This window comes from Caballeronia sp. LjRoot34 (assembly GCF_964253815.1).
Lineage (GTDB): Bacteria > Pseudomonadota > Gammaproteobacteria > Burkholderiales > Burkholderiaceae > Caballeronia.
Genome location: NZ_CAXUSB020000002.1, coordinates 2,273,920 through 2,300,252 on the forward strand (window position 1 = coordinate 2,273,920; position 26,333 = coordinate 2,300,252).

Annotated in this window: 26 protein-coding genes and 1 pseudogene; 10 read left to right on the plus strand and 17 right to left on the minus strand. The window is 60.6% G+C overall.

What is annotated here, in order from left to right:
* Positions 1-7 precede the first annotated feature (7 nt).
* From ACSQ36_RS29665 to ACSQ36_RS29675, 3 genes are all read left to right on the plus strand, one after another.
* Positions 8-1,165: a CmpA/NrtA family ABC transporter substrate-binding protein gene (locus ACSQ36_RS29665; protein WP_436184717.1), complete on the plus strand. Its 1,158-nt coding sequence runs from the start codon at positions 8-10 to the stop codon at positions 1,163-1,165.
* Positions 1,166-1,560: 395 nt separating this feature from the next.
* Positions 1,561-2,895 carry a YihY/virulence factor BrkB family protein gene (locus ACSQ36_RS29670; RefSeq protein WP_436184978.1) on the plus strand — a complete coding sequence of 445 codons (1,335 nt, stop codon included), beginning with the start codon at positions 1,561-1,563 and terminating at the stop codon, positions 2,893-2,895.
* A gap of 620 nt (positions 2,896-3,515) precedes the next feature.
* Positions 3,516-4,703: a porin gene (locus tag ACSQ36_RS29675; RefSeq protein ID WP_213766101.1), complete on the plus strand. Its 1,188-nt coding sequence runs from the start codon at positions 3,516-3,518 to the stop codon at positions 4,701-4,703.
* Positions 4,704-4,992: 289 nt separating this feature from the next.
* Here the strand turns inward: ACSQ36_RS29675 and ACSQ36_RS29680 are convergent, their stop codons facing one another.
* The 7 genes from ACSQ36_RS29680 to ACSQ36_RS29710 form a co-directional block, all read right to left on the minus strand.
* Entirely contained in the window at positions 4,993-5,862 is an 870-nt protein-coding gene (locus tag ACSQ36_RS29680; RefSeq protein ID WP_213766100.1) for a proteasome-type protease, read from the minus strand.
* Positions 5,863-6,107: 245 nt separating this feature from the next.
* Complete coding sequence (locus tag ACSQ36_RS29685; RefSeq protein WP_213766099.1) at positions 6,108-6,905, minus strand: transglutaminase family protein; 798 nt, start codon at positions 6,903-6,905, stop codon at positions 6,108-6,110.
* A gap of 34 nt (positions 6,906-6,939) precedes the next feature.
* Positions 6,940-7,893: an alpha-E domain-containing protein gene (locus tag ACSQ36_RS29690; RefSeq protein ID WP_213766166.1), complete on the minus strand. Its 954-nt coding sequence runs from the start codon at positions 7,891-7,893 to the stop codon at positions 6,940-6,942.
* A gap of 81 nt (positions 7,894-7,974) precedes the next feature.
* On the minus strand, positions 7,975-9,381 hold the full coding sequence (locus ACSQ36_RS29695) for a circularly permuted type 2 ATP-grasp protein (RefSeq protein ID WP_047847114.1): 1,407 nt from the start codon (positions 9,379-9,381) through the stop codon (positions 7,975-7,977).
* Positions 9,382-10,068: 687 nt separating this feature from the next.
* The gene (locus tag ACSQ36_RS29700; protein WP_436184718.1) at positions 10,069-11,607 is read right to left on the minus strand and encodes an efflux transporter outer membrane subunit; all 1,539 of its coding nucleotides are present in this window, start codon (positions 11,605-11,607) and stop codon (positions 10,069-10,071) included.
* Position 11,608: 1 nt separating this feature from the next.
* Positions 11,609-13,177, minus strand: a complete 1,569-nt coding sequence (locus ACSQ36_RS29705) for a DHA2 family efflux MFS transporter permease subunit (RefSeq protein ID WP_213766097.1) — start codon at positions 13,175-13,177, stop codon at positions 11,609-11,611.
* The gene (locus ACSQ36_RS29710; protein WP_436184719.1) at positions 13,174-14,358 is read right to left on the minus strand and encodes an HlyD family secretion protein; all 1,185 of its coding nucleotides are present in this window, start codon (positions 14,356-14,358) and stop codon (positions 13,174-13,176) included. The genes ACSQ36_RS29705 and ACSQ36_RS29710 overlap by 4 nt, the downstream gene beginning before the upstream one ends.
* Positions 14,359-14,856: 498 nt before the next feature.
* Here ACSQ36_RS29710 and ACSQ36_RS29715 point away from each other — a divergent pair, with 498 nt between their 5' ends.
* Positions 14,857-15,255: a hypothetical protein gene (locus ACSQ36_RS29715; protein ID WP_436184720.1), complete on the plus strand. Its 399-nt coding sequence runs from the start codon at positions 14,857-14,859 to the stop codon at positions 15,253-15,255.
* A 238-nt stretch (positions 15,256-15,493) separates the two neighbouring features.
* On the opposite strand, the gene ACSQ36_RS29720 is transcribed toward ACSQ36_RS29715, so the two are convergent.
* From ACSQ36_RS29720 to ACSQ36_RS29735, 4 genes and pseudogenes are all read right to left on the minus strand, one after another.
* Positions 15,494-15,976, minus strand: coding sequence for an HU family DNA-binding protein (locus ACSQ36_RS29720; RefSeq protein ID WP_213766094.1), 483 nt, complete (start codon positions 15,974-15,976; stop codon positions 15,494-15,496).
* Between the two features lie 154 nt (positions 15,977-16,130).
* Positions 16,131-16,266 (minus strand): annotated as a pseudogene (locus tag ACSQ36_RS29725) (endonuclease/exonuclease/phosphatase family protein); the annotation flags it as partial.
* A gap of 120 nt (positions 16,267-16,386) precedes the next feature.
* The gene (locus ACSQ36_RS29730; RefSeq protein WP_436184721.1) at positions 16,387-16,608 is read right to left on the minus strand and encodes a hypothetical protein; all 222 of its coding nucleotides are present in this window, start codon (positions 16,606-16,608) and stop codon (positions 16,387-16,389) included.
* A gap of 299 nt (positions 16,609-16,907) precedes the next feature.
* A complete protein-coding gene (locus tag ACSQ36_RS29735; RefSeq protein ID WP_436184722.1) occupies positions 16,908-17,327 on the minus strand; it encodes a hypothetical protein in 420 nt (139 codons plus the stop codon).
* 564 nt (positions 17,328-17,891) lie between these two features.
* On the opposite strand from ACSQ36_RS29735, the gene ACSQ36_RS29740 reads away from it, so the two are divergent.
* From ACSQ36_RS29740 to ACSQ36_RS29750, 3 genes are all read left to right on the plus strand, one after another.
* Positions 17,892-18,515: a LysE family translocator gene (locus ACSQ36_RS29740; protein WP_213766090.1), complete on the plus strand. Its 624-nt coding sequence runs from the start codon at positions 17,892-17,894 to the stop codon at positions 18,513-18,515.
* Positions 18,516-18,826: 311 nt separating this feature from the next.
* Positions 18,827-18,991 (plus strand): hypothetical protein, encoded by a 165-nt coding sequence (locus ACSQ36_RS29745; RefSeq protein WP_213766089.1) that lies wholly within the window; start codon positions 18,827-18,829, stop codon positions 18,989-18,991.
* Positions 18,992-19,246: 255 nt separating this feature from the next.
* A complete protein-coding gene (locus ACSQ36_RS29750) occupies positions 19,247-19,408 on the plus strand; it encodes a DUF1328 family protein (protein WP_031363615.1) in 162 nt (53 codons plus the stop codon).
* A gap of 135 nt (positions 19,409-19,543) precedes the next feature.
* Here the strand turns inward: ACSQ36_RS29750 and ACSQ36_RS29755 are convergent, their stop codons facing one another.
* Positions 19,544-20,953: a PLP-dependent aminotransferase family protein gene (locus ACSQ36_RS29755; protein ID WP_436184723.1), complete on the minus strand. Its 1,410-nt coding sequence runs from the start codon at positions 20,951-20,953 to the stop codon at positions 19,544-19,546.
* Positions 20,954-21,124: 171 nt separating this feature from the next.
* Between ACSQ36_RS29755 and ACSQ36_RS29760 the strand changes: the two genes are divergently transcribed.
* A complete protein-coding gene (locus ACSQ36_RS29760; protein ID WP_436184724.1) occupies positions 21,125-22,453 on the plus strand; it encodes an aspartate aminotransferase family protein in 1,329 nt (442 codons plus the stop codon).
* Positions 22,454-22,621: 168 nt separating this feature from the next.
* Here ACSQ36_RS29760 and ACSQ36_RS29765 read toward each other — a convergent pair whose 3' ends face one another.
* Positions 22,622-23,116 (minus strand): DUF6496 domain-containing protein, encoded by a 495-nt coding sequence (locus ACSQ36_RS29765; RefSeq protein ID WP_436184725.1) that lies wholly within the window; start codon positions 23,114-23,116, stop codon positions 22,622-22,624.
* An 89-nt stretch (positions 23,117-23,205) separates the two neighbouring features.
* Positions 23,206-23,466: an ArsR family transcriptional regulator gene (locus ACSQ36_RS29770; protein ID WP_436184726.1), complete on the minus strand. Its 261-nt coding sequence runs from the start codon at positions 23,464-23,466 to the stop codon at positions 23,206-23,208.
* 10 nt (positions 23,467-23,476) lie between these two features.
* Here ACSQ36_RS29770 and ACSQ36_RS29775 point away from each other — a divergent pair, with 10 nt between their 5' ends.
* Complete coding sequence (locus ACSQ36_RS29775) at positions 23,477-23,716, plus strand: hypothetical protein (protein ID WP_436184727.1); 240 nt, start codon at positions 23,477-23,479, stop codon at positions 23,714-23,716.
* Here the strand turns inward: ACSQ36_RS29775 and ACSQ36_RS29780 are convergent.
* The gene (locus ACSQ36_RS29780; RefSeq protein WP_436184728.1) at positions 23,713-23,922 is read right to left on the minus strand and encodes a hypothetical protein; all 210 of its coding nucleotides are present in this window, start codon (positions 23,920-23,922) and stop codon (positions 23,713-23,715) included. The genes ACSQ36_RS29775 and ACSQ36_RS29780 overlap by 4 nt on opposite strands.
* Between ACSQ36_RS29780 and ACSQ36_RS29785 the strand changes: the two genes are divergently transcribed.
* Entirely contained in the window at positions 23,921-24,502 is a 582-nt protein-coding gene (locus tag ACSQ36_RS29785; protein ID WP_436184729.1) for a DNA-3-methyladenine glycosylase, read from the plus strand. The genes ACSQ36_RS29780 and ACSQ36_RS29785 overlap by 2 nt on opposite strands.
* 33 nt (positions 24,503-24,535) lie before the next feature.
* Here the strand turns inward: ACSQ36_RS29785 and ACSQ36_RS29790 are convergent, their stop codons facing one another.
* Both ACSQ36_RS29790 and ACSQ36_RS29795 read right to left on the minus strand, forming a co-directional pair.
* Complete coding sequence (locus ACSQ36_RS29790; RefSeq protein ID WP_436184730.1) at positions 24,536-25,333, minus strand: alpha/beta hydrolase; 798 nt, start codon at positions 25,331-25,333, stop codon at positions 24,536-24,538.
* Positions 25,334-25,452: 119 nt separating this feature from the next.
* Entirely contained in the window at positions 25,453-26,295 is an 843-nt protein-coding gene (locus ACSQ36_RS29795; protein WP_436184731.1) for an EamA family transporter, read from the minus strand.
* Positions 26,296-26,333 lie beyond the last annotated feature (38 nt).

The window sequence follows — 26,333 nt, forward strand, 5'->3', positions numbered from 1 at the left end:
CTACTACATGAATACGCCCAAAGCCGTTTTGAACCGCGCGTCCGCGCAACCCGAGAAGACCCACATTCGCCTGGGTTTCGTGGCGCTGAGCGATGCCGCCCCGCTCGCCGTTGCCAAGATCCTCGAGTTTGGCCACAGCCACGGCCTGACGCTCGAGTTGTGCCGGCAGCCTTCCTGGGCGGCTGTGCGCGACAAGCTGTTGTCCGGCGAGATCGATGCGGCGCACGCGCTGTACGGGCTCGTGTACGGCGTGCAGCTCGGTATTGGCGGACCGCAGGGCGACATGGCCGTGTTGATGGTGCTGAACCGCAATGGCCAGGCCATCACGCTGTCGAACCCGCTTGCCGATGCGCTCAGCAGGAGCGGCAATTTGAAGGAGGCGCTTGCGACGCTCGGCCGTCCTCCGGTTTTCGCACAGACCTTTCCGACCGGCACGCACGCGATGTGGTTGTACTACTGGCTCGCAGCTCTTGGCGTGCATCCGCTGCGCGACATTCGCAGCATCGTGATCCCGCCGCCGCAAATGGTCGATGCGTTGGCCGAAGGCCAGCTCGACGGATTCTGTGCCGGTGAGCCGTGGAACGCGGTTGCCGAGGCGCGTCACGCGGGCAGGACCGTCGCGATTTCGAGCCAGATCTGGCCGGACCACCCGGAAAAGGTGCTTGCCAGCCGGCGCGATTTTGTCGCCCTTTATCCGAACACGGCGCGCGCGCTAGTCCAGACCATGCTCGAGGCGTGCCGGTGGCTTGACGACCCCGCGCATCGGGCCGAGATCTCCAAGTGGCTCGCCGCGCCGGAACTGTTAGGTGTGCCGCAGGAATTGATCGCGCCACGGCTGCTCGGTGAGTATGACGCAGCGCAATTCCCCGGGCAGCCGCGCCCCCTCGCCGTGAGCTTCTTCGATAAAGGCGCCGTCAACTATCCGCGACCGTCCGATGGCTTGTGGTTCCTGACACAATATCGCCGATGGGGTCTATTGAGCGGCGCTCACGACGCCGCCGCCATTGCGTCGGCGATCAGCCAGACGGCGCTGTATCGCGAGGCCGCTGCCTTGGCGGACGTTCGCGTGCCGGACGAGATTCGCGCGGATATGCTGATCGATGGGCGCATCTGGGACGGACAAGATCCCGCCGCCTATCTCGACGGGTTCGCCATACGCGCCTGACGCTGTCGGCGCGTTTGTCCGTTTGTCCGTTTTGTCGCTGGCTGCAACGGCTCGGCGATGCATGTCCCCTCGTGACGGCGTGGCGTTCATTCCTTCATTCGCCCATTCACATGCCCACACGTGCCCATTCCCGCACCGATTGAAACCCCGCTGCCCCCGAACGTAGAACTACGTAAAACAAAGTTAACGATTGGTGGCGAAAGTGTGCGCCAAAGGCATCCGAACGGCCTATGAGCCCGATTTGGGTTGCCAAGCTGCGGCAGGATGACGGATGCTCCATGACTCCGGGCAAGCACTGGCGCAACCGCAGGCTTAACGACCGTGGGAACGCATCGTGCTTCGACGCGTTACAAACCATCAAGATCATCATTACCATCATCGAAGTTGAGGTTTCCATGAGCACATTGTCCACCGAGAAAATTCAGGCTGCCGTGAAAAAGGACGCATCCTGGGTGATGGGCGCGCTCAGGAAATTTGGCGAGGATCGCTGTGCCGCCATGGCGGCGAGCATCGCGTTCTACTCCGCGTTTTCGCTGGCGCCGACGCTGGTCATGGTCATCGCCGTGGCCGGCTGGGTGTTCGGGGCCGACGCCGCGCGCGGCCAGTTGTTTCATCACGTCAATGGACTGCTCGGCGATCAGGCCGCGGCGAGCGTGCAGAGCATTGTCGAGAATGCCCACCGTAGCGGCGGCACGGGAGTCGCCGCCGTGATCTCGTTCGTGTTGCTGGCGCTGGGTGCATCGGCGACATTTTCATCGCTCAACACCGCGCTGAACCTCGTGTGGCCACTTACCGGCGAGCAGAAATCCAGCGTTTTCGCGCTGGTGCGGGTGCGGCTGATCTCATTCGGCCTGGTGCTGGGGGTAGCGTTTCTGCTGATCGTCTCGCTAGTCCTCGATACCGCCATCCAGGCCGTGGGCAAATGGCTTTGGGGTAATTCGCCGTTCGTGATCGTCGGTGACATTGTGCAGTTGCTGGTCGGACTGGTGATTCTCTCGCTCGCATTCGGAGCGCTTCTGAAGTTCCTCCCCGACGGCCGGGTGCAATGGCGGGACGCACTGGTTGGCGGGTTTGTTGCCGCGATCCTGTTTTCGGTCGGCAAAAAACTGTTTGCGTTCTACCTGACTCACGCCGGCACGGCGAATTCATTCGGCGCGGCGGGCTCGCTTGCAGTGTTGCTGATGTGGCTGTACTTCTCGGCAGCAGTCCTGCTGCTTGGCGCGGAGTTTTCAGCCGCGCGAGCACGTTTGCACGATCCCCGCGGTGCATGGGGCCAGCAAAGCGCCCGGGTCCCGCCAGGCAGCCGGGCCAAGATCGGCTCGATGCTGGCGGGCTCGACAGTTCCCGGAGCCGGCCGTGTAGATGCGGACAACCCCGGAAACACGAAAGCCTTTACGGTCGTGCCGGGACGTTCGCGAGCATCCATCGAAAGAAGGGCTGAACGCTCGCAGCATTTGACGCAGCAGGCGCGCCAACGGGTGTCAGCATTGAGCACCGCGTTGACCCTGAGCCGCAAGCTGGCCCGTGCGGAGACCGCGGCTACCCGGGTGACGGCGCAAGCCATGCTGGATTGCGGGCGCAAGGCGGTCCAGGCAAATGACCTGGTGAAGCGGTATCCGTGGCGTGCCGTGTTGCTGGCCGGCGGCGCAGGTTTGGCGCTCGCGCTGCTATCGGGACGCGAAACCGGACGCGAAGCCGGACGTGACCATCCTGCGGCAAACGACGAATAACGCCGTCAAGCCGAGCGGGATCAGGAGCGGAATCAAGTCGCAAACCAGAGTAATCCGCGACACGACAGTTTTCCGTGTCAAAAGCTTGACTGCCGAAACTTCGTCAAATCGCATGGACCCGCCGCGACGAGTGAGCACAGCGTTTGTTGCGCTGGACGCAAAAATGGCGCTCTCAATGAGTAAAGGTGTTGGTAATACGCCACGCGCGAACTCATCTCGCGGTGTCGGACGCTGCTCGGCCGCGTCGGGCCGCTTCCCGGCGTAAACCCTCGCCGAGCCATGCGCAGCGCTCCTCTCGCCTGTAAAAGCCTTCCTCGCAAGGGCCTCCCGGCATACCTCGCTTATAACGCCGAATTAGTAAAAAACTAATAAAAAGCGCCCATTCTCGCTGAACCAATTGCGTTAAAAGGAACTTTATGACGGCATCCATGCTAATGCGCTTTCGCTAGATGAATCAACGGCTAAAGCCTTGACAGGCTTGCCTTACAAGACATCACACGGTCGACCATAAAGTGTCTTTTTTTCGAGACATGTTTTAATTTTTCAGTTCTTAAGTTTTGTAACGCTGCGTTATTCTCTGCGCCGGCAACAACGAATTTAATCCTAGCGTGGAGAACCTGATGAAACGTTTCGCACTGACTTCCCTTTCGCTGGCACTGCTCGGCACGGCTGGCGTGGCTCACGCACAAAGCAGCGTAACTCTGTATGGCTTGATCGATGAGGCTGTTGGTTATGTTGGCCACGCGTCCGGCAACGAGAAGCAGGTCGGCCTCTTTGCCGGCAACTTGTCCGGTGACCGTTGGGGCGTGAAGGGTACGGAAGACTTGGGCGGTGGTTTGAAGGCAATTTTCCAATTGGAAAACGGTTTCAACCTCAATACGGGCGGATTGGGTCAAGGTGGTCGCGAATTTGGCCGCCAGGCATTCGTCGGCTTGACGGCTGATAAGCTCGGTACCGTCACGATCGGTCGTCAATACGATCCGCTCGTCGACATGGTGCAAGGCATCACGGGTGACAACTACTGGGCGTCGATCGTCGGTACGCCGGGCGACGTTGACAACTACGACAACAGCTTGCGTGTTTCGAACACGGTGAAGTATGTTTCGCCGAACTACGCCGGCCTGCAATTCGAAGGCTTGTATGGCTTCAGCAACCTGGCTGGCACGACGGGTCAAGGCCAGACGTGGAGCGGTGCAGTTGCGTATAACAACGGCCCGTTGGGCTTGGCTGCTGGTTACTTCTACGCAAGCAACCCGAGCGCAGGCCGTACGGCTGCAGCAGGATCGGTCTGGAGCGCCAACCAGTCGTCGGACTCGATTTTCGACGGTCCGATCAACAGCGGCTACACCTCGGCTCACTCGCTCAGCATCGCTCGTGCAGCAGCTCAGTACGCTATCGGCCCGGTAACGCTCGGCGCTTCGTACAGCAATGCGCAATACGCCCCGGATGCCTTGTCGGCATTCACGTCGACGCAGAAGTACAACATCGGCAGCGTGTTCGCGAACTACCAGCTTACGCCGGCTTTGCTGGTCGGTGCAGGCTACACGTACGAGAAAGCTAGCGGCGACACGGCTGCCAAGTACCATCAAGTGGGTATCGGCGCGGACTACACAGTGTCCAAGCGTACGGACTTCTACGCAGTCGGCGCTTACCAGCACGCAAGCGGCACGCAAGCTGTGTACACCACGAACGCGGCAGGCCAGACGGTTCGCGTAGACCAAGCAGCGCAAGCATCGATCGGTTCGTTCGGCTTCGCCGGTACGAGCTCGCAAGAAATGGTGCTCGTCGGTATTCGTCACAAGTTCTAAAGCCGGACCCGGAGCGCAAGCGGTTCACTGCATAGCGCGCCGATTTCGACTGCGGTTCAAAAACAGCCATCGGCGAAACCGATGGCTGTTTTTTTATGCGCAGGGTATTGACCGCCGGTTCACGGCAATCAATACGCCAAAGCTAAAAACAACGCCAAAAACAAGAACGGCCCAATCTGCGTAAAGCCGATTGGGCCGTTCTTGTTCAGGCTACCTGTCTTGCAGAGTTTCCAGCACGCGCTCTCAAACCGCCTCTACTAATCTACTAATTGACCAATCCCAGTCCGGTTCAATGCTGCGACTGCCCGCTTTCCGGCTGCATCAAGGTCTGAAACGGCGGCGCTGACGTATCGGGTTCGGCCCGCAGATCGCTGCCTGTCACGCGCGGCACGTTCGATACCGTTTCGCGCGCTCGCAGCGGCACATTGGCAGGATCGGCCCAGGTCGGATTCGGAATCTCTCCGAAAATCTGCCGCAACCGTTCGCCCCAGGTGCGATGAATCATCTGGAAATAGTGGTTGTCGTTATCGATTGTGGAAAAGCGCGTGACCCGCAACGCGTCCTTCTCATACACAAGCAGATCGAGCGGTAATCCCACTGATAAATTGGACCGCAGCGTGGAGTCCATTGACACCAGCGCGCATTTCGCGACTTCGTCCAGCGGCGTGGACGGTGTGACAACGCGATCGATGATCGGCTTGCCATACTTCGATTCACCGATCTGGAAATACGGGCTGACCTGCGACGACTCCACAAAGTTACCTGCCGAGTAAATCATGAACAGGCGCGTATTCGCCCCGCGGATCTGGCCGCCGAGAATGAAGCTGCAATTGAAGTCGACGCTGAATTCTGCAAGCGTAGCCGCATCCCGCCGATGTACCTCGCGCACCGCATCGCCCACCAGCCGCGCCGCTTCCGCCATGGTGGGTACGTTATACAGCGTGGGTTTATCTTCGGGCGCCGGTTCCGACAGCAGTTGCATGACTGCCTGCGTCAGGGCGAGATTACCCGCGGCGAGGAGCACGAGGACGCGGTCGCCGGGCTGCTCGAAGACTGCCATCTTGCGGGCGGCGCTCACATGGTCGACCCCGGCATTCGTGCGGGTGTCGGACAGGAACACCAGTCCTTCGTCGACGCGCATTGCCACGCAATAAGTCATGCGTCCAATTCCTGAAAGAAGCAAATACGTATTGTAATCGGGTAATCGGGTCATCGCCCGGATCGGGCTGATCGAGGTGACTCGTGCACAGGCATGAGTCCCCCGCCAAACGCGCCGCCTCCCGTCACCCGGTCAAGGTGCGGTAAGCCAGGCCGCGCCACCTCACCTTCTAATAGTTATCGGCAGATGGGGGCGCGGCTTGAATGTTCCGGCGCCTGAGGAATACGAGCGCCGCGACGTGTCACTCACTGGTCGGCCGAGGCCTGCACGGAGACGTCAACGCTCATGCGCTCTTCCTTGCCGCCCACGCGCGAGCCGCGCACAGGTGCGGCCGCCTCATAGTCGCGCGCAACCGCGAGCCGGCAGTAGCGGCCGCTGGCGAACGCTGTGTGTGTAACGTCCACCGACACCCATCCGTCGTCGATCCACACATCTACCCAAGCGTGGCTTGCCGCGTGCGGGACATCGCCTGGATCGATGTAACCGCTCACATAGCGCGCCGGGAGGCCCCGGGCGCGGCAGCACGCCAACATGATGTGAGCGTGATCCTGGCACACGCCGTTACCGAGCTGCAGCGCCTGAGCAGCCGTGCTCGTGACCTCGGTTACGCCCGCCTTGAACTGCACCCTGGCTTCAATATTCTCCGCCAGCGCAATCAGCGCCGACGGTGAGTCGAGCTTGGGCACCGAGTTCGCGAGTTCGCGGATCACTGCGTCCGGCTCGGTCAGCGCGGTCGCACAGGTGTAGTGCTGCAGCGGAATCCGGCCGGGACCGTCGTTCAGGCGGCCGCCGTCGAGCAACGTGGTTTCCACCTGACCGGTCACGGAAAGATGGATCTCCATATGAGGTTTCGTCAGCACCAGCGTATGCAGCGTGTTGGCGTAGGCGTCGCGGGTGACGTCGAGCTTGCCCACTGTGTCGATATTCCAGCGCCGCACCATCTGCGCCGACCCGTTGGCGGGCGTCATGCGCAGTTGCTGGATGGAGTACTGCACGGGCACGGCGTAACGGTAGCTTGTGTGATGACGAATGGTCAGAAGCATGATGGTTTCCAGGACGGATGCGGGACGAACGCGTTCAGGCGAGAGGCAACATGAGGAAGGTGCGCATCACGCGAACACCGAGCTCATCGACCCGTTTCAGGAATTGCGTCAGATAGGCGTGCACTCCGGTTTCAAGGATCTGGCGGATATCCATGTACAGCACGTCCGCGCGCAGCTTGCCGGCGAAACGTTCACACTCGTTCGAGCCGCTGGTGCGCAACTTGTCGAGCGTCGCGCAGACCCCATCCAGCGACGCCAGCAGCGAACGCGGCATCTGCGAGTTGAGGATAAGCAACTCCACTACCCGCGACGGCGTCACGACATCGCGATACACCTTCCGGTAGATTTCCAGCGCGGACACTGAACTCAAGATGGAGGTCCAGTAGTAGAAGTCTTCCAGTTGACGGGCGGCTTCGCGCGAGTTCGGTTCGGCATCGGCGAAACGCACGTCCAGGATCCGCGCCGTGTTGTCCGCGCGTTCCAGGTACATGCCTAGCTGGATGAACCAGAAGGCGTCGTCCTGAAGCGCGGTGCCGACCATCACGCCGCGGCACAGATTCGAGCGGTACTTGACCCATTCGAACAGCATGTCGGGGCTTTTTCCCAGCTCGCCCACGGCGAGTTTTTCGCCGAATTCGAGCCACGTGAAATTGATAGTCTCCCACGCTTCCGTGGTCAGGGTCCCGCGTACGGCTCGCGCGTTTTCGCGAGCCGCGTGCAGGCATGAAATGATGCTCGACGGATTGCCGGTATCGGCGACCATGAAGTGCAGCATGTCTTCGCGCGAATCCGAGCCCGGGAAACGCTCCTCGAATCGGGATTCAAGTTCCGAAATACGCAGTACCGAACGTTGTGCGCGAGCGGCCTGATCCGGCGTCTGCGGGAGCAGCATGCCCTTCAGGTTGATATCGAGCATGCGGGCGGTATTTTCCGCTCGCTCCATGTAGCGAGCCATCCAGAAAAGGTGATCGGCTGTGCGGCTTAGCATCATGATGGCGTTCCGTTGTTGTGTGGCGCGCGCGGGCGCAGCGCTTGGAAGCACGCCCGTGCGAACAATCCCGGTGGGTGCTTAGTCCACCATCCAGGTGTCTTTCGTGCCGCCGCCCTGCGACGAATTCACGACGAGAGAACCCTCCTTCAACGCCACGCGAGTCAGGCCGCCGGCGGCCATCGTCACTTCTTTACCCGACAGCACGAACGGCCGCAAGTCGATATGGCGCGGCGCGATACCCGATTCCACGAAGGTCGGGCAGGCGGAGAGCGCCAAGGTAGGCTGGGCGATATACCCATCCGGCCGCGCGATCAGGCGTTCGCGGAACGCCTCGATTTCGGCTTTCGTCGATGCCGGCCCGACCAGCATGCCGTAACCGCCCGCGCCGTGAACCTCCTTCACGACCAGCTCGGGCAGATGCGCGAGCGTGTAGGCGAGATCGTCGGGCTTGCGGCACTGGAACGTCGGCACGTTGTTCAGGATCGGGGTTTCGCCGAGATAGAACTCAATCATGTCCGGGACGAACGGATAGATGGATTTATCGTCGGCGATACCCGTGCCCATCGCGTTGGCCAATGCCACGCGGCCCGCGCGATACGACGTCAGCAGGCCCGGCACGCCGAGCGCCGAGTCCGTGCGGAACGCGAGCGGGTCCATGAAGTCATCGTCGAGGCGCCGGTAGATCACGTCGACGCGTTTCGGCCCTTGCGTCGTGCGCATGAACACGTAGTTTTCATCGACGAAGAGGTCCTTGCCCTCCACCAGCTCCACGCCCATTTGTTGCGCGAGAAACGAGTGCTCGAAGTACGCCGAGTTGTACATGCCGGGCGTGAGCACCACCACGTTGGGGTCGTCCACGCCGGCCGGCGCGATCGAGCGCAAGGTTTCGAGCAGCAGATCCGGATAATGCGCGACCGGGGCAATGCGGTTCTGCACGAACAATTCGGGGAAGAGCCGCATCATCATCTTGCGGTTTTCGAGCATGTACGACACGCCCGACGGCACCCGGAGGTTATCTTCAAGTACGTAGAACTCGCCTGCGTCACCGGCGCGCACTACGTCCACGCCAGCGACGTGCGCGTAGACGTCGAGCGGCACATCCACGCCCTGCATCTCGGGGCGATATTGCGCGTTCGTGTACACCTGCTCGGCGGGAATCTTCCCCGCCCGGACGATGTCGTGATCGTGGTAGACGTCGCGGATAAACATGTTCAACGCGCGTACCCGCTGTCGGAGGCCAGCTTCAAGCTTGCGCCATTCATCGCCAGGGATGATGCGCGGGATCATGTCGAAGGGAATCAGGCGCTCAGTGCCCGACAGATCGCCGTTCACGGCAAACGTGATGCCGACACGCCTGAACAGCAGATCAGCTTCCGCGCGCTTGCGTGCGATGGTTTCGGGGCTTTGAGTGGAAAGCCACCGGGAGAAACGTGCGTAGTGCGCCCGCACGGTTTCCTCGTGACGCATTTCGTCGTAGATCTGCATCTTGCGTCCTTTTTTGATCGCGGCCTGGTGCCGCCTGTGCGTGGAAATGCCGCTCGATACCGCTCTTCAAGCTGGGCCACGCCTGTCCGACGCTTCGGTAGTTTCAGTATCTACAATTAAGCAACAGACGTGCCATTTTTTCTACTACTTGTTTTTACTCATTGTTTTGGCGGGTTAGGGGGGAGTTTGCTTCAAATGAGTGCGGTGGGGGCGGTGGGGGGGTGATGGGGTGGAAGGGGTGCCCTGTTTTGGTGCGGAGGGGATGTTCGTTCGCACTTGGGGTTTGGGGTGGTTTGGTTGGGCGGTTTTGGGGTTAGCGGTCGGGGTCTATGCCGGGGTGGTGCTTTCGGCCGTGGTGGTCTGCGTGAGTCGGATTTTCTCTTTATCACTGTTAGCCACTGTGCGTGGCGGCACGTCATTTCTTTGTCCAAAGCGACAAAGAAACGAAGCAAAGAAAACGCTTTCAACCACGCTACCCTAAGTGTCCACAGCGTGCAGTTTTCATTCATAGGTGCCCCAAAAGCACGGTGCTCGCCAGAGCGCCGGATGTGTGAACCCCTCCTTCTCGCGAATCCTGACACGAACACGCTTCGCCCCCAACGCTCTCGGGCAAGCACAAGTTGCCCAGGAATCGGCACGGCCTTAACTGTCTTCGCCAAATGTTTTCATCGTGCTGTCTGCCCCCCCTCACCGAACTCCCACCGCCTCCGGCGTGCCCTGCCATCCGCCTCCCAGCGACTTATATACAGCGATCAGATCCGTCGTCACACTTACCGTCGATTGCGCCAGTTGTTGCCGCGTCTTAGCCAACTGCCGCTCCGCATCCAGAACGGTAATGAAACTCACCAGCCCCTTCCGGTAACTGTCGGTCGCAAGCTGCAAACTGATCCGGTTAGCCTCCACCGTACGCGTCAGCGCCTCGCGACGGTCCTGGTCCGTCCGGTACGATACCAACGCGTTATCCACGTCCTGCAACGCCTTCAGCACCGTCGAGCGATATTGCAGCGCCGCCTGACCCGCCTGAACCTTCGCTATCCGCACGTTCGCCCGCAACGCACCTCCTTCAAAAATCGGCAGCGAAATGCTAGGCCCGACCGTCCAGAACAAACTCGACCAGTGCGCCAGATATTTCGCCTGAGTAGCACGCGTTCCCACAGTCCCCGTCAACGATACATCCGGGTACATCTGCGCCACCGCCACTCCAATCTCAGCAGTCGCCGAATGCAAATCACTCTCCGCACGACGAATGTCAGGACGCCGCCGCGCCAACGTGGACGGCAAACCAATCGGTACGCTCGGCGGCACCGGCGGCACAGCGCCCGCCGCCTCCAACTCCGCATCCAACGCCCCCGGCGCACTGCCGGTCAATACGGCAAGGCCATTCATCGCCTGCGCAATCTGTGCATCGAACTGCGGTAACTGCGCCTGCAACGATCCCACCTGCGCTGTCGCGCTCTCCACGTCGCTCTGGCTCGTCAGCCCCACCCGCGCCTGTTCACGGGTCAGATCAAGGATCTGCTGCTCCGAATCGATCTCGGCCAGCGTGATCCGCTTCAGTAGTTGCGCCCCGCGCAGTTGCGAATAGGTCTGCGCAACCTCCGCTTCGAGCGAGACAAGCGCGTCGTTACGGTTCTCTATCTCCGACTCCGTCTGCGCATTCGCAGACTCCACCGAGCGCCGCACACGCCCGAACAGATCAAGTTCCCAGGAGGCATCGAAACCATCCTGGAACAGGTTCACCGGAGCCGTCAAGGAATTCAGGGCGCTGGTCGCGCTCGCGCTGTTCGACCCGAGCGCATTGACCTTGTCGTAGACACCCTGCGATTGCAGCAAGCCCTTCAAGCCCAGTTGCTCACGCTTATAGCTCGCGTTCGCACTGACTTGCGGCAACCCCTGCGCCCCCGATACCACCGCCTGTTCGCGCGCCGCCGCAATGCGCAGCACGGCGCTCTGCAAATCCAGATTGCCCGCCGCCGCACGGTCAATCAGCGAGTCCAGCGTGGCATCGTTGAATTGCCGCCACCAGCGAGGATCGGGGTCCGCATTGGTATCCACCAGCGACGGCACGCTGGCATGGGGGAAACGCATGTCATCGGGCGGGTTCTGCGCGCGCTGCAGATCGTGCCAGTTGTCCGGCGCTTTCGCGTCGGGCGGCGTGAAATTCGGACCGACCGAACACGCGCCGGCGAGCATGGAAAGCAGCAGCGGAATCAAGCGTTTGCTCATCTCAATGCCCTCCCCCGCCACCCGCGGCTTTCACCGGCGAGAAGAAAAAGGTGATCGGCACGAAACACAACGCAAAGATCGCCACCGCGCCGAACACGTCCAGATAGGCCAGGATCGTGGACTGCGAAATATATTGCTTGTACATCAGCCCGGTCGCCGTGGTCATGGCCTGCTGCATGGTCTGCCCCATGTCCATCAACGTGTGCGTGAGACGTTGTATCGAATCGTTGTAGTTCGGGTTCAACGGCGTCATATGCACGGCCATGTGCGCCATGTTCGCCTGCGTGCGCTCGACAATCGCAGCGGTGGAGAGCGAAATTCCAATCGATCCCGCCACGTTGCGGAACATGGTGAACAACGCGGAAGCGTCCGCATTCTCCGATGCCTTCAGCGTCAGATAAGCCAGCGTGGTGATCGGCACGAACAGGAACGCGATGGCGATGGATTGCGAACTTCGCATCATGGTCAACGTCTTGAAGTCGATGTTCGGCACCAGGTGATGCGTATAAAACAACGCACACGCCATGAGGAAAAAACCGAAACCGACCAGGTAACGGGTTTGTATGATCGGCATCAGCTTGCTCACCACCGGAATGATGGCCACGATCATCATCGCGCCCGGCGACAACACCAGCCCCGCGAGCGTCGCGGTATAACCCAGTTGCTGCTGGGCAAGCTGAGGCACAAGCACCGCACTTCCGTAAAGGATCGTTGCAAAACCCGCCATGCATACCGAACCCAGCGCAAAATTCCTGTCCTTGAATACTCGTAGATCGACCACCGGTTTCTTCGCGTAAAGCAACCAGAAGATCGCGCCGACTATGCCGATCGCCGACAGAATCGCGAAGGTCGTGATGAACCCGGACTTGAACCAGTCGTCGTCCTCGCCGCGATCGAGGAACACTTGCAGGCAGCCGAGACCCAGCGCAATCAATCCAATGCCGATGAAATCGAGCCCCAGTTCCTTGCGATCCTTTTTCCGCTCCCACGGCGGGTCTTCAACAAACTGCATCACGGCAATGGTCGTGATCACGCCGATCGGCACGTTGATCAGGAACACCCAGCGCCACGTGAGGTTGTCGGTGATCCAGCCGCCGAGCGTCGGCCCAATCACCGGCGCCACCACGATCGCCACGGCCGAGATCGAGAACGCCCGGCCGCGCTGCTCGGGCGGAAAGGTATCGAGGATGATGGACTGCTGGTTCGGTTGTAATCCACCACCGAAGAAGCCCTGCAAGACCCGGAATACGATCAGTTGCCACAGGTCGGTGGCCAGGCCGCACAGCAGCGAACAGACCGTGAACGCGCCGATGCAGATCAGGAAATATCGCTTACGTCCCAGCAGTTTCGAGAAAAAAGCGGAGATGGGAAGCACAATGCCGTTCGCGACAAGATACGCGGTCAGCGTCCAGGTGGCTTCGTCGTAACTCGCGGACATCGCGCCCGAAATGTGCGGCAACGCGACGTTCACAATGGTGGTGTCGAGCACTTCCATGAACGCCGCAAGCGTGACCACGACCGCAATCAGCCAGGGGTTCGACTTCGGTTTCCAGCCGGAATGGTCGCTCATTTCAACATCACCTTCGGCACCACGGAAAGTCCGAGCGGCAGCGGCAGGTCAGGCTGCATCCCACTATCGATCAGGATCTTCACCGGCACGCGCTGCACGATCTTCACGAAGTTGCCCGTCGCGTTCTCAGCGGGGAAAGCCGAAAAACGCGAGCCACTGCCGAGCTGGATACTATCCACGTGGCCGTGCAGTTTCAGATCAGGATAGGCATCGACGGATACATCCACCGAATCACCCGGGCGCATGCGCTCGAGTTGCGACTCCTTGAAGTTGGCCGTGACCCAGACCGTGGTGGTCACGAGTGAAAAAATCGACGTGCCCGCCTGCAGGAAAGTGCCGTACTGCACGTTGCGTTTGGTGACCCAGCCGTCCGCAGGCGCGCGCAGTTCCGTGTAAGACAGGTTCAACGCGGCCGCTTCCACCTGCGCCTCGGCCTGTTCAACCTGCTGCCGGCGTTCCTCTACCGTTGCCTGCGCCTGGCTGATTTGCTGGGGAACCAGGCTCGCGGTTTTCACCTGCGCCTGTGCCTGCGCGACGTTGGCCAGCGCGCTCTTTTGCTGAGCCGTCGCAGTGTCGATATTTTGCTGCGATGTCGCCCGGACATCGACGGCACGCTGCCGTTCGTAAGCCGCGCGGGTCTGCGCCAGGCTCGCTTGCGCGCTTTGTTCCTGTGCCTTCGCCTGCGTCAGCTGCGCGGGATATTGCACGCGGGCAATATCGAGTTGCACTTGAGCCGCGTTGAGTTGTGCCTTCGCCAGGCCAAGTTGGGCGTTCGCCTGGTCCAGTTGAGCCTGATAGTCGCGCGGATCGATCTTGATCAGCAGATCGCCCTTGTGAACGAACTTGTTGTCGCCGAGGTTCATGACCACGACGTAGCCCGAGACCTTCGGCGCGATTGTCACTGCATCGCCGTCGGTGTACGCATCGTCGGTACTGACCTGATTCCGGGTCGCGAACCACCAGATCAAACCACCCAGGATCAGCAGCACCACAACGATCGCCAGGATGATCAGCGGCTTTTTGCCCGGGCCTTTCTTTTCCCCGTTGGACTTGTCGTCGGATTTGTCGTTGGACTTGTCCTGGCCGCCGTTTTTATCGTTATCGTTTTTTTGCTCGCCGCGGTTTGAATTATCCCCGGCCTTGTCTTCGTTATGGTCAGGTCGTGCGTCTTGATCTGGCATCAGGCCCTCTCTCACTCATTGAAACGCGGAATGACACAAGTGTCTGGCCACTCCCCAGGTCGCAGGTCGACAGAATGGGAATCTCTTGCTGTTGAACTTTTTTCTTCTTTTCACGCGACGGTTCAGCGTAAGGGCAAGCCTTAAGCAAGCCACGTGCCGTCATTACTGAGTGACGGTTGAGCCGCTTTCAGTTTGTTTTCAGAGGGTTATACCCGCGCCGGGGACATTCAATTCGGCCCGGGTTTCAAGGGTCTTTATTGTGTTGCCCCTGTTTTGGCGCGAAAGCCGTACGGCTTCCACGCCTTTTATGCTTGGCTGGACGCTCTGCCTCACTGCAATCGTTTTAGGTAAATGGCCGCGTAAATGTGACATTGACAGCGCGTTCCTACCCGCGCTTTTTATCCGGCATCGGTGTTGCTTTCCTTCTCGAACTTCCAGCGCAGCATTGCGTGTGGGTTCGAAAACTATCTCGCCGCTTTTTCTTCGAAGGATTTCGTCATGCTGACCGACCAGGAAATCTCATCGCTTCAAGACGTCGTGCCGCACCTTCTCAGTGAAGCTAAAACTGCTTCGCCCGATAACGCCAGCTTCATCTTCACCATGGAACTCGGAACGCATCTTCAACCTGGGCTGCGTATCCGCGCGCCGAATTTTTCCATCGATTCCGCGCCGCCGTTTCCGCTGAATCTTTTCGTCGGCATCCCGATAGACGAACTGCGAACGCTCGCGCATGCAACTCCCGCACAACGCGATCAACTCATCGCTCGCTTCGGCGCCACGTTCTCGCCTCGCCTCCTGCGCGCGATCCAGCGCTTCGATGCGCATACCATCGACTATGACGCGGGCTGCCAAAGTGAGCCGGGACCGTCGACGGTGATCCTTGAAGAGCCGGTTTGAGCCGAGCCTTCGCGCCACGCTAAACCACACTTTGTTACGCGAAACCCGGGCAGAGCTCGACAGGAATCGCTGTTTGGACATCAGCCATCATGTTCGAACGTCGTTGTCATCCAGCCTCGCATCATCGGAAGAAGGCAAAAAAATGGCCGGTTTCCTCGCGGAAACCGGCCATTTTTTTTCGACTACGGTTCGCCTCTACTCCTGCGCTGCCATAGTCCTTCGATGCTGTTCCGTCAGCTTACGCTGCGGCGTCCTTCAACTTCTTCAACGCACGTGCCTTGATACGCACGCTCGCCGGCTTTGCATCGAACCAACGGTCTTCACCCGAGAACGGGTCCTTGCCGAAGCGCTTCTTCTTCGCCGGCACGACTTGCGCCGTAATCTTCAAGAGGCCCGACAGCGTGAACTCGCCTGCACCCTTCTTGTGAACCGCACCGAGGATGGTGTCCTCGAGTGCCGACAAGACGGCCTTCACTGCTTTCAGGTCGACAGTCGCACGGTCCGCCAGATGCGCGGCGAGCGATGCCTTCGTGAACGTGTCCTTGATCGGCGACAGCGTTGCCGTCGTCTTCACGGCCGCTTTCTTCGCCACAGTAGCCGGCGTCGATGCGGCCTTCTTGGCAGCTACCTTCTTGACGGGCGCTGCTGCAGTTTTCGTTGCAGCCTTGGGAGCAGCTTTGGTCGCAGCTTTCTTGGCGGCGGTTTTTGCGGAAGTCGGCATGTTTCTCCTACCTGTTGAGGTCAGTGTTTTTAGAATACGGTCGCGTGAATGCATCCGTATCAACGCCGGATTCTACAAGCGCCATTGAACTTCGTGCGAGTCTTTTTGTGTTTCTAAGCCTTTTTTTAAGGGGTTTTCGTTACAACCGTCTTTTTTAAGGCGACAAGGATAGCTGCGCGATCAACGGATAGTGATCCGATACCACCTGAGACAAGCGAACTTCGATGCACATCCACCCGTACAAGACGCTCGCCCGGATGCACCCGGATGCGGTCCAAAGCGAACAACGGATGGCAGGATCCGCAGGATCACGACGACGATCAAGCCGCGTTTTACCCCCCATTCGCTGAACTTGTTCACTCACGCTCCCGCCACGCGCCGCACGATGTGGCGACCGGGCCATTGGCCCATCAGATAGCTAACCGCAGCCGCAGCGAGCGTCCCGCGAGCGCATAAAAGCTGCCCCAGGCTGCGTCAAACACCAGACCCGTGGATGTAGTCGGCAGCGTGATCGCCACGGATATCACTGCGGTCAGCACGTAAGCTGGCATGATCGCGAGCGGCGCGAGCGCCAAGACATCGATACGTTGGGCCACTTGTGTGAGCGCTTTCAGATTGAGCGTATCGCCCAAGCTGCGTCCAATGCCAGGCCGCCGCAAAACCGACGATCGCCATCGCGAGCAACACAAACCCGCCAATCAAACGACGCGGCGTCTCGACCGGCACGAACTGTCCAACGCGTTCGTCCGACTCGACCGGTTTCTCCGGATCGATCAACGCTTCGGGCGGCACAGAATCCCGCGCGACTTCACATACTCGAGCGCGTGAACCCTACCGTCTCCCCCGATATCGATCGGCTCGTCGTCGATCACCATCAATTTGCTGTGCACATTCACGCAACCCGTTTCAAGCGGCGGCACGCTCGGCAACGTCAGGCGATACCGGTCGTGAGAAATCCGTGCAGCCGTGCGCGCAGCACGCCCATTGTCATTTCCTGGAGCCAGCCGCGCTGCTTGCGTGGCGCGATGATGGCGAGATCGAGACCATCGGGCTTCTCAAGCGTCTCGCGCGCGGCGTCGCCGTCGAACATGGTATGGACATCGTGAAAGGGTTGATACGGTTGCTCGTTCACATCGCGGCGATGCGGGTTCACAACGGCATGCTCGGGCGTGTCCCGGCGCGAACACGTCGGATCGAGGCCGCGGACGAATGCAAGCTTGTCGTCGATCATTACCCTCTTCTGGTGATGCCCCATTGGATGTTTGCCGTCCATCTGGAACGAGACCCGCAGGTGCGTCCGCCATCCCATCTTGTAGACCGGCAACCACTCGCGCTCGAACGCATGAAGCATCGCGAAATCCCACGCGAGCATGTCAATACGCAGCCGTTTTTCGGTCGCCGCAACATCATGCAGGAAGCCGCCGAGCGCGTCGGGTAACCATCGCCGGCTGCTTTCGGCGTGAGTTGCATGCGGCTGTCGATACGATATCCCAGCCGAAGATGAACACCATGCATGATGGCCGCGTGATCGCCTTCGTAAGGATAGGAAAATAATCCGAGCCGTCGATCGGCGGGCTAAAACGATCAGCTTGCCGAACGCTGTCGCAATTGCAGCCCGGTTGAAAAACGCTGCAGTACTCATGCGGCCACCGGGTTCGAACGGATTCTCGAATGGACTTGTCGGCCGCAAAAAGCGCTGAACGTGAGATGGATCGTGTCGATCAAGTAAGGGTTCCTATGACAATTTTTTGCAAGCGCAGTGCCCGATTGCGCGCTGTGCGCAAAACCTGCCACACCGTACAGGAAATGATTCAATCATCTGTACCGGTACTGTACAGATCACATCTCATACACTGACGCCAGCGGACTACCGATCCGACTCAGTTCTCGTCTCAGGGAAACACCAGGAAACACCATGCATCTCGACACTGCCGCCTTGCTGACAGCCCTCCCCGCCGCCGTGCTGTTCGCGCTCGTCACCACTATCACACCCGGTCCGAACAACACCATGCTGCTTGCGTCGGGGGTGAACTTCGGATTGCGCCGCACGGTGCCGCATGTGCTTGGCATTAGCGTTGGCGTCGCCATTCTGATGGTGCTGGTCGGTCTCGGCGTGGGGCAGGCATTTGCGCGTTTCACCTGGGCTTACACGTTGCTTGAAACCTTAAGCGTGGCGTACCTGCTGTATCTCGCCTGGAAGATCGCGACCTCCGCGACCATGCAGGTTCGCGACGGCGAGCGTCGGCCCATGCGGTTTATCGAAGCAGCCGCGTTTCAATGGATCAACCCGAAGGCATGGATGATGGTGCTGACAGCCGCGACCACTATCCATTTGCATTCAAGCTTTTCGCTCAATGCCGTCTTCATGGCGGTGGTGTTCATCGTCGTCGGATTGCCGTGCATCACCCTGTGGGCCGCGTTCGGCACGTCCATGCGGCGCCTGCTCACGCAACCGCGCTGGCTGCGCGCTTTCAACTGGACAATGGCTACGCTGCTCGTGTTGTCGTTGTATCCGATCGTCGAGCGTGCGTTGGCGTAATGGCATGGTTACGTGATAACGGACGTATTGAAGTAACCACGTAACCAGTGGTTCCGGCGTTGCACGCGCGGCGCGCCGATTTGGTGGTTCCAGGTTCAGATCCAGCCTATTTTTTCGTAGGCGGCGCATACTGGTTCATGCCTGCCGTCGCGCAAAATATGCAGCCTGATTGCAACTTTGGCCGTAAAAAGCGGCAAGAAATGCGCACACTCCGTTATCCCCGGGGGATCGACAGGCATGTACGAAGCTTGCTGCCCGATCAACTCGCGCCTCTGTTGGCGCGGCTTTGAAATCTCCCAAGGAGTTACGCCATGTCTGGAGCAAACCGCCCGTCCGGTCCCGCAACACGCAAGTCGCTCGATCTCGCCGATCAAATTGAACGCGATGAACTCGAGAACCAACTGCCGGATGCGCTAAACCACGCCGACGATGACGACCTCGACGACGAACCCGACAACGGCAAGCCCCGCCGATAACATTTCTCCTCCATTCCCGCGCCGGTTGGCGCGTATTCCAAGGCCGCACTCGCGCAACGCAGTGCGGCTTTTTTGCGCGTGAATCTTTTTGCGCCCTGTTTTCCGGGGCGGAGGGTTCTGGGCACGGCGGTTGCTCTAAGTTCGGGCGTCGCGGGATACAGCGGCACACTGGCGGCACAGTTCAAGCAGTCAAGGCGGCGAAGGCGTCAAGCCAGCACGCAAACCAATCCGATAATCGACCCTTTGGAGGGCTTCATGCTTCGATACGCTGTCATCTTTTTCATCATCGCGATTATCGCGGCGTTTTTTGGCTTCGGCGGTATTGCGAGTGGTGCAACCGAAATTGCGAAGATCCTGTTCTTCATCTTCATCGTGATCTTCCTGGCAACGTTGTTGCTCGGCGTGTTCCGGAGATGAAGCAGCAGGCCGGCGTTTGATCGATTGATCCAATGCCCGAACGCTGGTCGCACAGGACGAAAAAGCCTCGCTTGAATCTCGATTCTCGCGAGGCTTTTTCATTTGGCGGATCAGCCGATCATGGGCAATCACGCTTTAGCGTTCGATCCACTTCTCGATAAACCCCCACAACGCGTCGTCGGTGGAATACGGCACGTTGAAGCGAAACCAGTTGCTCGCGGCATCGCCTGGACGGAAGTACGAACCTGGCGCGAGCCAGATGCCGTCTTCCAGCGCCTGCGTAGCCAGGTCGCTCGCTTGTTCGGGTTCAACCGGTAACCGTGCCCACACGAACAAGCCTGCACGCGGCCGATGAAACAGCTCAAGCCCGAGCGCGTCCATCCGGTCCTCGACCTGCACGTGCGCGTCCTTGAGTTTTTCGGTGACGGATTCCACGTGACGCGCATAACGCCCTTCAGTCAGCACCTTCTCGACAATGCGTTCCGTCGCCGCCGATGAAGTCAGCCCCACCGCCATCTTTGTACGCGCCAGTTCACGCAGCACATCACGCTCGGCGACCACATACCCGCAGCGCAATCCCGGCGTGATCGTCTTCGAAAATCCGCCGACGTACAGCACGCGGTTCAAGCCTTCCATGGCGGCCAGAAGCGGCGCACCGGGCGGCGCGAGTTCGCGGTTCACATCGTCTTCCACCACCCACAGGCCATAGCGTTCCGCGATCTGCAACAGGCGAAACGCCGCCGCCATGCCGAAGGTTGCACCGGTCGGGTTCTGCAGCGTCGTGTTGAGAAAGATGGCCTTGGGACGATGCTCGATCACCCGTTGCTCAAGCACGTCGTTGTCGATTCCTGCCGGTGTGCGCGGCACGCCTCGCACGATCAGGCCGCCCAGTTGCAGGATCTGCAGCAGATTGCAGTAACCTGGATCTTCCACGATGACCGTATCGCCGGGGCGCAGTAATGTGCGCACAATCAGGTCGAGCGCCTGCGTAGCCCCGGCGGTCAGCAACACGTTCGTGGCCGGGTCGGCGGGCAAACCATAGCGGTCCAGTTGCTCGGCAATCCGCTCGCGCAACGGCGCAAAACCGTACGGGTGCCCGTAGTCGGCCATGCGCGCCGCCGGCACGCGGCTGATCGAGCGCAACGCGTGATGCAGCCCGCTTTCATTGACCCATTCGTTGGGCAGCCAGCCGCAGCCGGCTTTGATCGGCACGGAATGATCGGCGAAGACATCGGACAGGAGCCAGGTCGCCGTGAGGCTCGGCGGTTGCCATGCCACGGCGCGCTTGTGGGCGGCCGGCGCTCGCGGCGCCACCCGATAACCCGAGCCGCGCCGCGCGATGACGAGGCCCATCGACACGAGACGTCCATACGCCTCCGTTACCGTGAAGGTGCTCAGCCGCTCTGCCTGCGCGAGTTGGCGCACCGAAGGCAGCAACGCGCCGGCGCGTAATGCCTGCTGCTCGATGGCGCCTGAAAACGCCCGCACCAGTTGTTCGACGAGCGTCGCTTGCGCGCGGTCACGGTCCAGTTGAAGTTCGATCATGAGTCGGCAGGAAGAGGATGATCAAGGGATGATCAAGGTTGACCGCCCAAAATGGATGACCAATACAGTTTGCACCATTTTGCCAGCACAGTTCTCTCCGCGACAGGACAACTGTCTATGCCGCGGGTTTTTATCGAGGACTACATTGCGTGTTCTAACAGGAGATTTCCCATGACTTCGCGCCCCGTCATCGACGACCTTTCGTCGTTCTGGATGCCCTTCACCTCCAACCGGCAGTTCAAAGCTGCACCGCGCCTGATCGAGGGCGCCAAGGGCATGTACTACCGCGCGACCGATGGCCGCGAGATTCTGGACGGCTGCGCCGGCCTGTGGTGCGTGAATGCAGGCCATTGCCGCGATGAAATCGTCGCCGCGATCCAGCAGCAAGCCGCCACGCTCGACTTCGCGCCGACCTTCCAGATGGGCCATCCGCTCGCGTTCGAAGCGGCCACGAAGGTCGCCGCGATCATGCCGGAAGGCCTCGACCGCATCTTCTTCACGAATTCCGGCTCCGAATCCGTCGATACCGCGCTGAAAATCGCCCTCGCCTATCACCGCGCACGCGGCGAAGGCCAGCGCACGAACCTGATCGGCCGCGAGCGCGGGTATCACGGCGTGGGTTTCGGCGGCATCTCGGTCGGCGGCATTGGGCCGAACCGCAAGACGTTTTCAGGCGCGTTGCTGCCTGGCATCGACCATCTGCCGCACACGCACGCGCCTGAACACAACGCGTTCTCGAAGGGCCAGCCCGTGTGGGGCGCGCATCTCGCCGATGAACTCGAACGCATCGTCGCGCTGCACGATGCATCGACAATCGCTGCCGTGATCGTGGAACCGCTGGCGGGATCGACGGGTGTACTCGTGCCGCCGCAGGGTTATCTGCAAAAGCTGCGCGAAATCTGCACGAAGCACGGCATCCTGCTGATTTTCGATGAAGTCATCACGGGTTTCGGCCGGCTCGGCAAAGCGACAGCGGCCGAATATTTCGGCGTGACGCCGGACCTGATGACGCTGGCAAAAGCAATCAACAACGCTGCCATTCCAATGGGCGCGGTGGCTGCGCATCGCAACGTGCATGACACCATCGTCAATGCGGGTGCGACGAACGGTATCGAGTTGTTCCACGGCTACACGTATTCGGCGCACCCCATGGCCGCCGCCGCCGCGATCGCCACGCTTGACCTGTACGCACGCGATCAATTGTTTGAACGGGCGGCATCGAAGGCACCGAAATTCGAAGCGGCCGCTCATGCGTTGCGCGACGCGCCTCACGTGAAGGACGTGCGCAATCTCGGCATGGTGGCCGGTATCGAACTGGAATCGCGCGATGGCGCGCCGGGCGCGCGGGCCTACGAAGCGTTCGTGAAATGCTTCGAGGCAGGCGTTCTGGTGCGCTACACAAGCGATATTCTTGCGTTCTCGCCACCGCTGATCATTGAAGATGACCAGATCGAGCAGATTTTCAGCACAGTTCGCAAGGTGCTCGAAACGGTGAAATAACGCGGTTTCGATAGCCGCATACGGTCATTGATCCATGCGGCTACAAGTGATTCACAAGCTGGTGCACATGCTCGAAGGCCGTTCTGGCGCGATCCGGAACGGCCTTTTTCTTGTGCGAAAGCAACGAATGCAACCTGCTTACGTACGAACCGCTGCACGAACCGCGCTCTAGCGCGCATGCCGCGCTGCGCCCGCCTTCGACGCCGCCTTGCGGCGCGTCTGCCAGCCCTTCTTGGCGGAAGCCGAACGGTCAGCCGCGGAACGCCGGCTTGCGCTCGCATGCGTCTGCTTCGACAGCGACTTGTGCGAAGCGGCCTTGGTGCCTTCACGTTTGAGAACCCGCGTGGACGTCGCGGAACGTTTCGACTTCGATTCCGTGCTCGCGCTGCGTTGGGTCTTGTGCTGACCGGCGTGGGTGTCCTTCGCGGCTTTCTTGCGAGTGGCAGCAGACGCGGCGCCCTTCTTCGGCGCTTTCACGCCCACCCCCGACCTGCGCGCCTCCGATAACCCGATCGCGATCGCCTGCTTCGCGGATTTCGCACCGTGCTTGCCTTCGCGCACGTGATCGATCTGTTCCTTCACGAACGCGCCGGCCTGCGTGCTGGACGATTTCCCCGCACGTTTGGCCGCGTGGGCACGTTCGATGGTTTTCTTCTCAGGCATGATCACACTCCTTTGAGAGAACGTCGTTGGATTACCAGTAACGAGCGCAGCAACGCGCGTGCCATATCGTGCGGTTGGGAGGTTGAAGCCTAAGCGGTTTTCTCAACACATCGCTCATCAATGCTCAGTTGTTCTTTGAGCCCGGCCCATCCTTTCGGCGTCACCTGCAAGGCCCGGGAATTTTTCAAGCGGCGTAGCCACCCCTTCGCGCAAAGCTGCGTCATGAACGCGCCGCCCAACGTCCCGGCCAAATGACGCCGCCGCTCGGTCCAGTCGAGGCATTGCCGCGCGAGCCCGCGCCGGGTGCCGGCAATCGGTTTTTTCGCCGGTCTCATTACGCCGATGGCCACGCGTTCGCTCATGGATACCGTCGATAAAAATCGCGCCGGGATTGCGGCCGGCGGGCTGAACTCGGCGCGGCAGACTGGCGCGGCGCTGGGTGTCGCGGTTTTCGGCTCGATGCTCACAACGCCGGATCAGTTTGAGCGGGGCATGCATGCGGCGATGGCGATGGCTGCGGCCGTGTCGCTGACAGCGGCGCTGGTCTGGTGGTTTGTATCGAAAGTGATGACGCGGGAGCGGTTTAGCCGGGCGGCTTAGAGCCTGGAATGAGTCCGGTTGTGTTGGCGCTTGAGAGATTCGGCCGCGCCGGTGCCCTTGCCGCGCGGATTCACGCGCGCTAGTGGACGGAGAATGATGCCCGCGGCAAAATCAAGGTGCCGGACCTCCGCTGCAAACGAGAAATCCTGGCCGCCATGGCGAAATCCGCACAGCACTCCGCCGGTGTGAACCCCTCCTTCAATCATGCCCAAATCATCCCGCACTGTGACACCCATCGACTTCAACGCGCCGTCCGAACAGGTCGCGCGCCGCCTGATCGGCGCGATCTTCACCGTCGATGGCGTCGGCGGCAGGATCGTCGAGACAGAAGCCTACGATCGCGAAGATCCGGCCTCGCATACCTTCTCCGGGCTCACCCCGCGCAACGCTGTCATGTTCGGCCCGGCTGCCCATGCATATGTGTATCGCTCGTACGGCATTCACTGGTGCCTGAACTTCGTTTGCCGCGAAGAAGGCCACGGTGCAGGGGTATTGATCCGCGCGATCGAACCACTCACCGGTCTCGATGCCATGCGTCAACGTCGCGGCCTCGAACCATCAAGGCTCTTGTGCTCGGGACCGGGACGCGTCGCGCAGGCATTGGGCATCACGCACGGCAACAACGGCATGTCGCTGCTCGAAGCGCCGTTTCATATCGAAGCGCCGGAGGAGGAATATCCGCTCGCGACCGGACCGCGCATCGGCATCACCAAGGCAATGGACGTGCCCTGGCGTTTCGGGCTCGCCGGATCGAAATTTCTCAGCAAGCCGTTCCCGAAGGTCTGATCAGAACAATTTGATCAGGGTTCCGAATTACTTTTAACTCTCCATCAATTGAGCCAGCGCTTTGAGTTGCACACCATCGGGGTCGGCGAGATCGTAGAGAATGGAAAAGTGGTCTGCTCCAGGCACCGGCACGTAAGTCACACGCTCGCCCGCCTCAGCGGATGCGTGGGCATAGTCATGCGAATGGCGAATGAGTTCGGGCAGTTCCGCGTCGCCGACGGAGACGACCATCGGTGCTCCGTGAGCGATGTGCCGCATCGGGCTGAAGCGCGTGATTTCCTCCGCCGATAACCCGAGCTTGTCGTTCAGCCGCCCCGCGCTGATGGGTTCGAGATCGAAGAGGCCGCTAACGGGCAGTGCGTATTTGACCGCCGGATGATGACGATGCATTGCCGTGAGATGACCGCCCGCGGAATGGCCGCCGAGTATGAGTGTCGTGTGGCCTTGCTCGACGAGGAAGTCGAGTAATCGTCCGATCTCGCCGGCAATTTGCGTCATCGACGCGGTGGGCGCCAGCGTGTATTCCGCTACGACCACGTTCATGCCACGGGCAAGCGGTCCCTGCGCGACGAAGGCGCAGAGCTCTTTATCGCAGCTTTGCCAGTAACCGCCGTGGACAAAAACGAAAGTCGGCGCGGAGGATTGATGGCCGTTCGACACCGGGAAGAAGTCGAAGCGCTCGCGAGGGGCGGGTCCGTACCTGACGTCGAGTTCCCCGGGATGCGATGCGTAGAAGGCTGCGCTGCGGGTCTCAAAGTCGGCGGGGGGATCGCCATTGCTGTAGGCAGCGTCGAGGGTCGCGCGGTCCATGGTGCGCCACGGGGATTGCATGTGGTTTATCTCCTGGAAAAGTGCTGGGCGTAAGGAGAGTTTACAGGTTGCGAGGGGTTCTCAGTTTCTATCGTTGCGCGCAAAGCAATGCGTCGGATGCAGCTTGAAATTTTGCCGGGTCACAGCCCCAGACAAACCGCCCCAGCCGCGACGATCACGCACGCGATCCACCGCTTTCCACTTACCGCTTCCCGCAGAAACACCCGCCCGATCAGCACCGCGAACACCACGCTGGTCTCGCGCAACGCCGATACCGCGCCCATCGCGCCCGACTGCAACGCCCAGATCACGATGCCATACGCCGCGATCGACACCAGGCCGCCGACAAGCGATGAGCCGATCGCCATTGGCGCCGCCCGTACCGGCGTCCACAGCGCCGCGAGCCCACGCTTCGCGACGAACAACACTGGCATCAGCCAATAGAACAGGAACATCCACGCGGTATAGGCGAGCGCCTGACCGCCGGATAACCGTACGCCGATGCCGTCGATCACGGTATAGAGCGCGATCGTCGCGCCGGTCGTCAGCGCGGCCACCACACCCGCGCGCGACACGTGACGTCCCTGCAGCGCGAGCGCGATGATGCCGCCCGATATCATCGCGATGCCGAGCGCGTGCAAGGGGCCGATCGCCTCATGTGCGAAGAGCGCCGCGCCGATCGTGACAAGCAGCGGCGACGAACCGCGCGCGATCGGGTACGCCTGCGCCAGATCGCCGCGTCGATACGACCGCACGAGGCTCACGTTGTAGACGATATGCACGAGCCCCGATGCGACGATATACGGCCAGGCTGCATCGGCCGGCCACGGCGTGAACAGGACCACAAGCGTTGCGACCGCCGCGATGGCGATGCTCATCCAAGTCATGGACAGGAACCGGTCGCGGTTGCCGTGCAGCATCGCGTTCCAGCTCGCGTGAAGCAGGGCGGCAAAGAGGACGAGACCGCCGGTAAAACTGAGCATGCGGTTCCGGGCCGGAAAGGGTAAGAGAGATTGGGCTT

Excerpts from the sequence above, each read along its gene's own strand:
- ACSQ36_RS29765 (WP_436184725.1), bottom strand. The coding sequence starts at position 23,116 with ATGCCTGAGAAGAAAACCATCGAACGTGCCCACGCGGCCAAACGTGCG.
- ACSQ36_RS29680 (WP_213766100.1), bottom strand. The coding sequence starts at position 5,862 with ATGACTTATTGCGTGGCAATGCGCGTCGACGAAGGACTGGTGTTCCTG.
- ACSQ36_RS29745 (WP_213766089.1), top strand. The coding sequence starts at position 18,827 with ATGTCTGGAGCAAACCGCCCGTCCGGTCCCGCAACACGCAAGTCGCTC.
- ACSQ36_RS29710 (WP_436184719.1), bottom strand. The coding sequence starts at position 14,358 with ATGCCAGATCAAGACGCACGACCTGACCATAACGAAGACAAGGCCGGG.
- ACSQ36_RS29780 (WP_436184728.1), bottom strand. The coding sequence starts at position 23,922 with ATGATTGAAGGAGGGGTTCACACCGGCGGAGTGCTGTGCGGATTTCGC.
- ACSQ36_RS29735 (WP_436184722.1), bottom strand. The coding sequence starts at position 17,327 with ATGCTTCATGCGTTCGAGCGCGAGTGGTTGCCGGTCTACAAGATGGGA.
- ACSQ36_RS29775 (WP_436184727.1), top strand. The coding sequence starts at position 23,477 with ATGGATACCGTCGATAAAAATCGCGCCGGGATTGCGGCCGGCGGGCTG.
- ACSQ36_RS29760 (WP_436184724.1), top strand. The coding sequence starts at position 21,125 with ATGACTTCGCGCCCCGTCATCGACGACCTTTCGTCGTTCTGGATGCCC.
- ACSQ36_RS29690 (WP_213766166.1), bottom strand. The coding sequence starts at position 7,893 with ATGCTAAGCCGCACAGCCGATCACCTTTTCTGGATGGCTCGCTACATG.
- ACSQ36_RS29750 (WP_031363615.1), top strand. The coding sequence starts at position 19,247 with ATGCTTCGATACGCTGTCATCTTTTTCATCATCGCGATTATCGCGGCG.
- ACSQ36_RS29670 (WP_436184978.1), top strand. The coding sequence starts at position 1,561 with ATGAGCACATTGTCCACCGAGAAAATTCAGGCTGCCGTGAAAAAGGAC.
- ACSQ36_RS29705 (WP_213766097.1), bottom strand. The coding sequence starts at position 13,177 with ATGAGCGACCATTCCGGCTGGAAACCGAAGTCGAACCCCTGGCTGATT.
- ACSQ36_RS29685 (WP_213766099.1), bottom strand. The coding sequence starts at position 6,905 with ATGCTTCTGACCATTCGTCATCACACAAGCTACCGTTACGCCGTGCCC.
- ACSQ36_RS29695 (WP_047847114.1), bottom strand. The coding sequence starts at position 9,381 with ATGCAGATCTACGACGAAATGCGTCACGAGGAAACCGTGCGGGCGCAC.
- ACSQ36_RS29740 (WP_213766090.1), top strand. The coding sequence starts at position 17,892 with ATGCATCTCGACACTGCCGCCTTGCTGACAGCCCTCCCCGCCGCCGTG.
- ACSQ36_RS29755 (WP_436184723.1), bottom strand. The coding sequence starts at position 20,953 with ATGATCGAACTTCAACTGGACCGTGACCGCGCGCAAGCGACGCTCGTC.
- ACSQ36_RS29700 (WP_436184718.1), bottom strand. The coding sequence starts at position 11,607 with ATGAGCAAACGCTTGATTCCGCTGCTGCTTTCCATGCTCGCCGGCGCG.
- ACSQ36_RS29675 (WP_213766101.1), top strand. The coding sequence starts at position 3,516 with ATGAAACGTTTCGCACTGACTTCCCTTTCGCTGGCACTGCTCGGCACG.
- ACSQ36_RS29795 (WP_436184731.1), bottom strand. The coding sequence starts at position 26,295 with ATGCTCAGTTTTACCGGCGGTCTCGTCCTCTTTGCCGCCCTGCTTCAC.
- ACSQ36_RS29785 (WP_436184729.1), top strand. The coding sequence starts at position 23,921 with ATGCCCAAATCATCCCGCACTGTGACACCCATCGACTTCAACGCGCCG.
- ACSQ36_RS29720 (WP_213766094.1), bottom strand. The coding sequence starts at position 15,976 with ATGCCGACTTCCGCAAAAACCGCCGCCAAGAAAGCTGCGACCAAAGCT.
- ACSQ36_RS29715 (WP_436184720.1), top strand. The coding sequence starts at position 14,857 with ATGCTGACCGACCAGGAAATCTCATCGCTTCAAGACGTCGTGCCGCAC.
- ACSQ36_RS29790 (WP_436184730.1), bottom strand. The coding sequence starts at position 25,333 with ATGCAATCCCCGTGGCGCACCATGGACCGCGCGACCCTCGACGCTGCC.
- ACSQ36_RS29665 (WP_436184717.1), top strand. The coding sequence starts at position 8 with ATGAATACGCCCAAAGCCGTTTTGAACCGCGCGTCCGCGCAACCCGAG.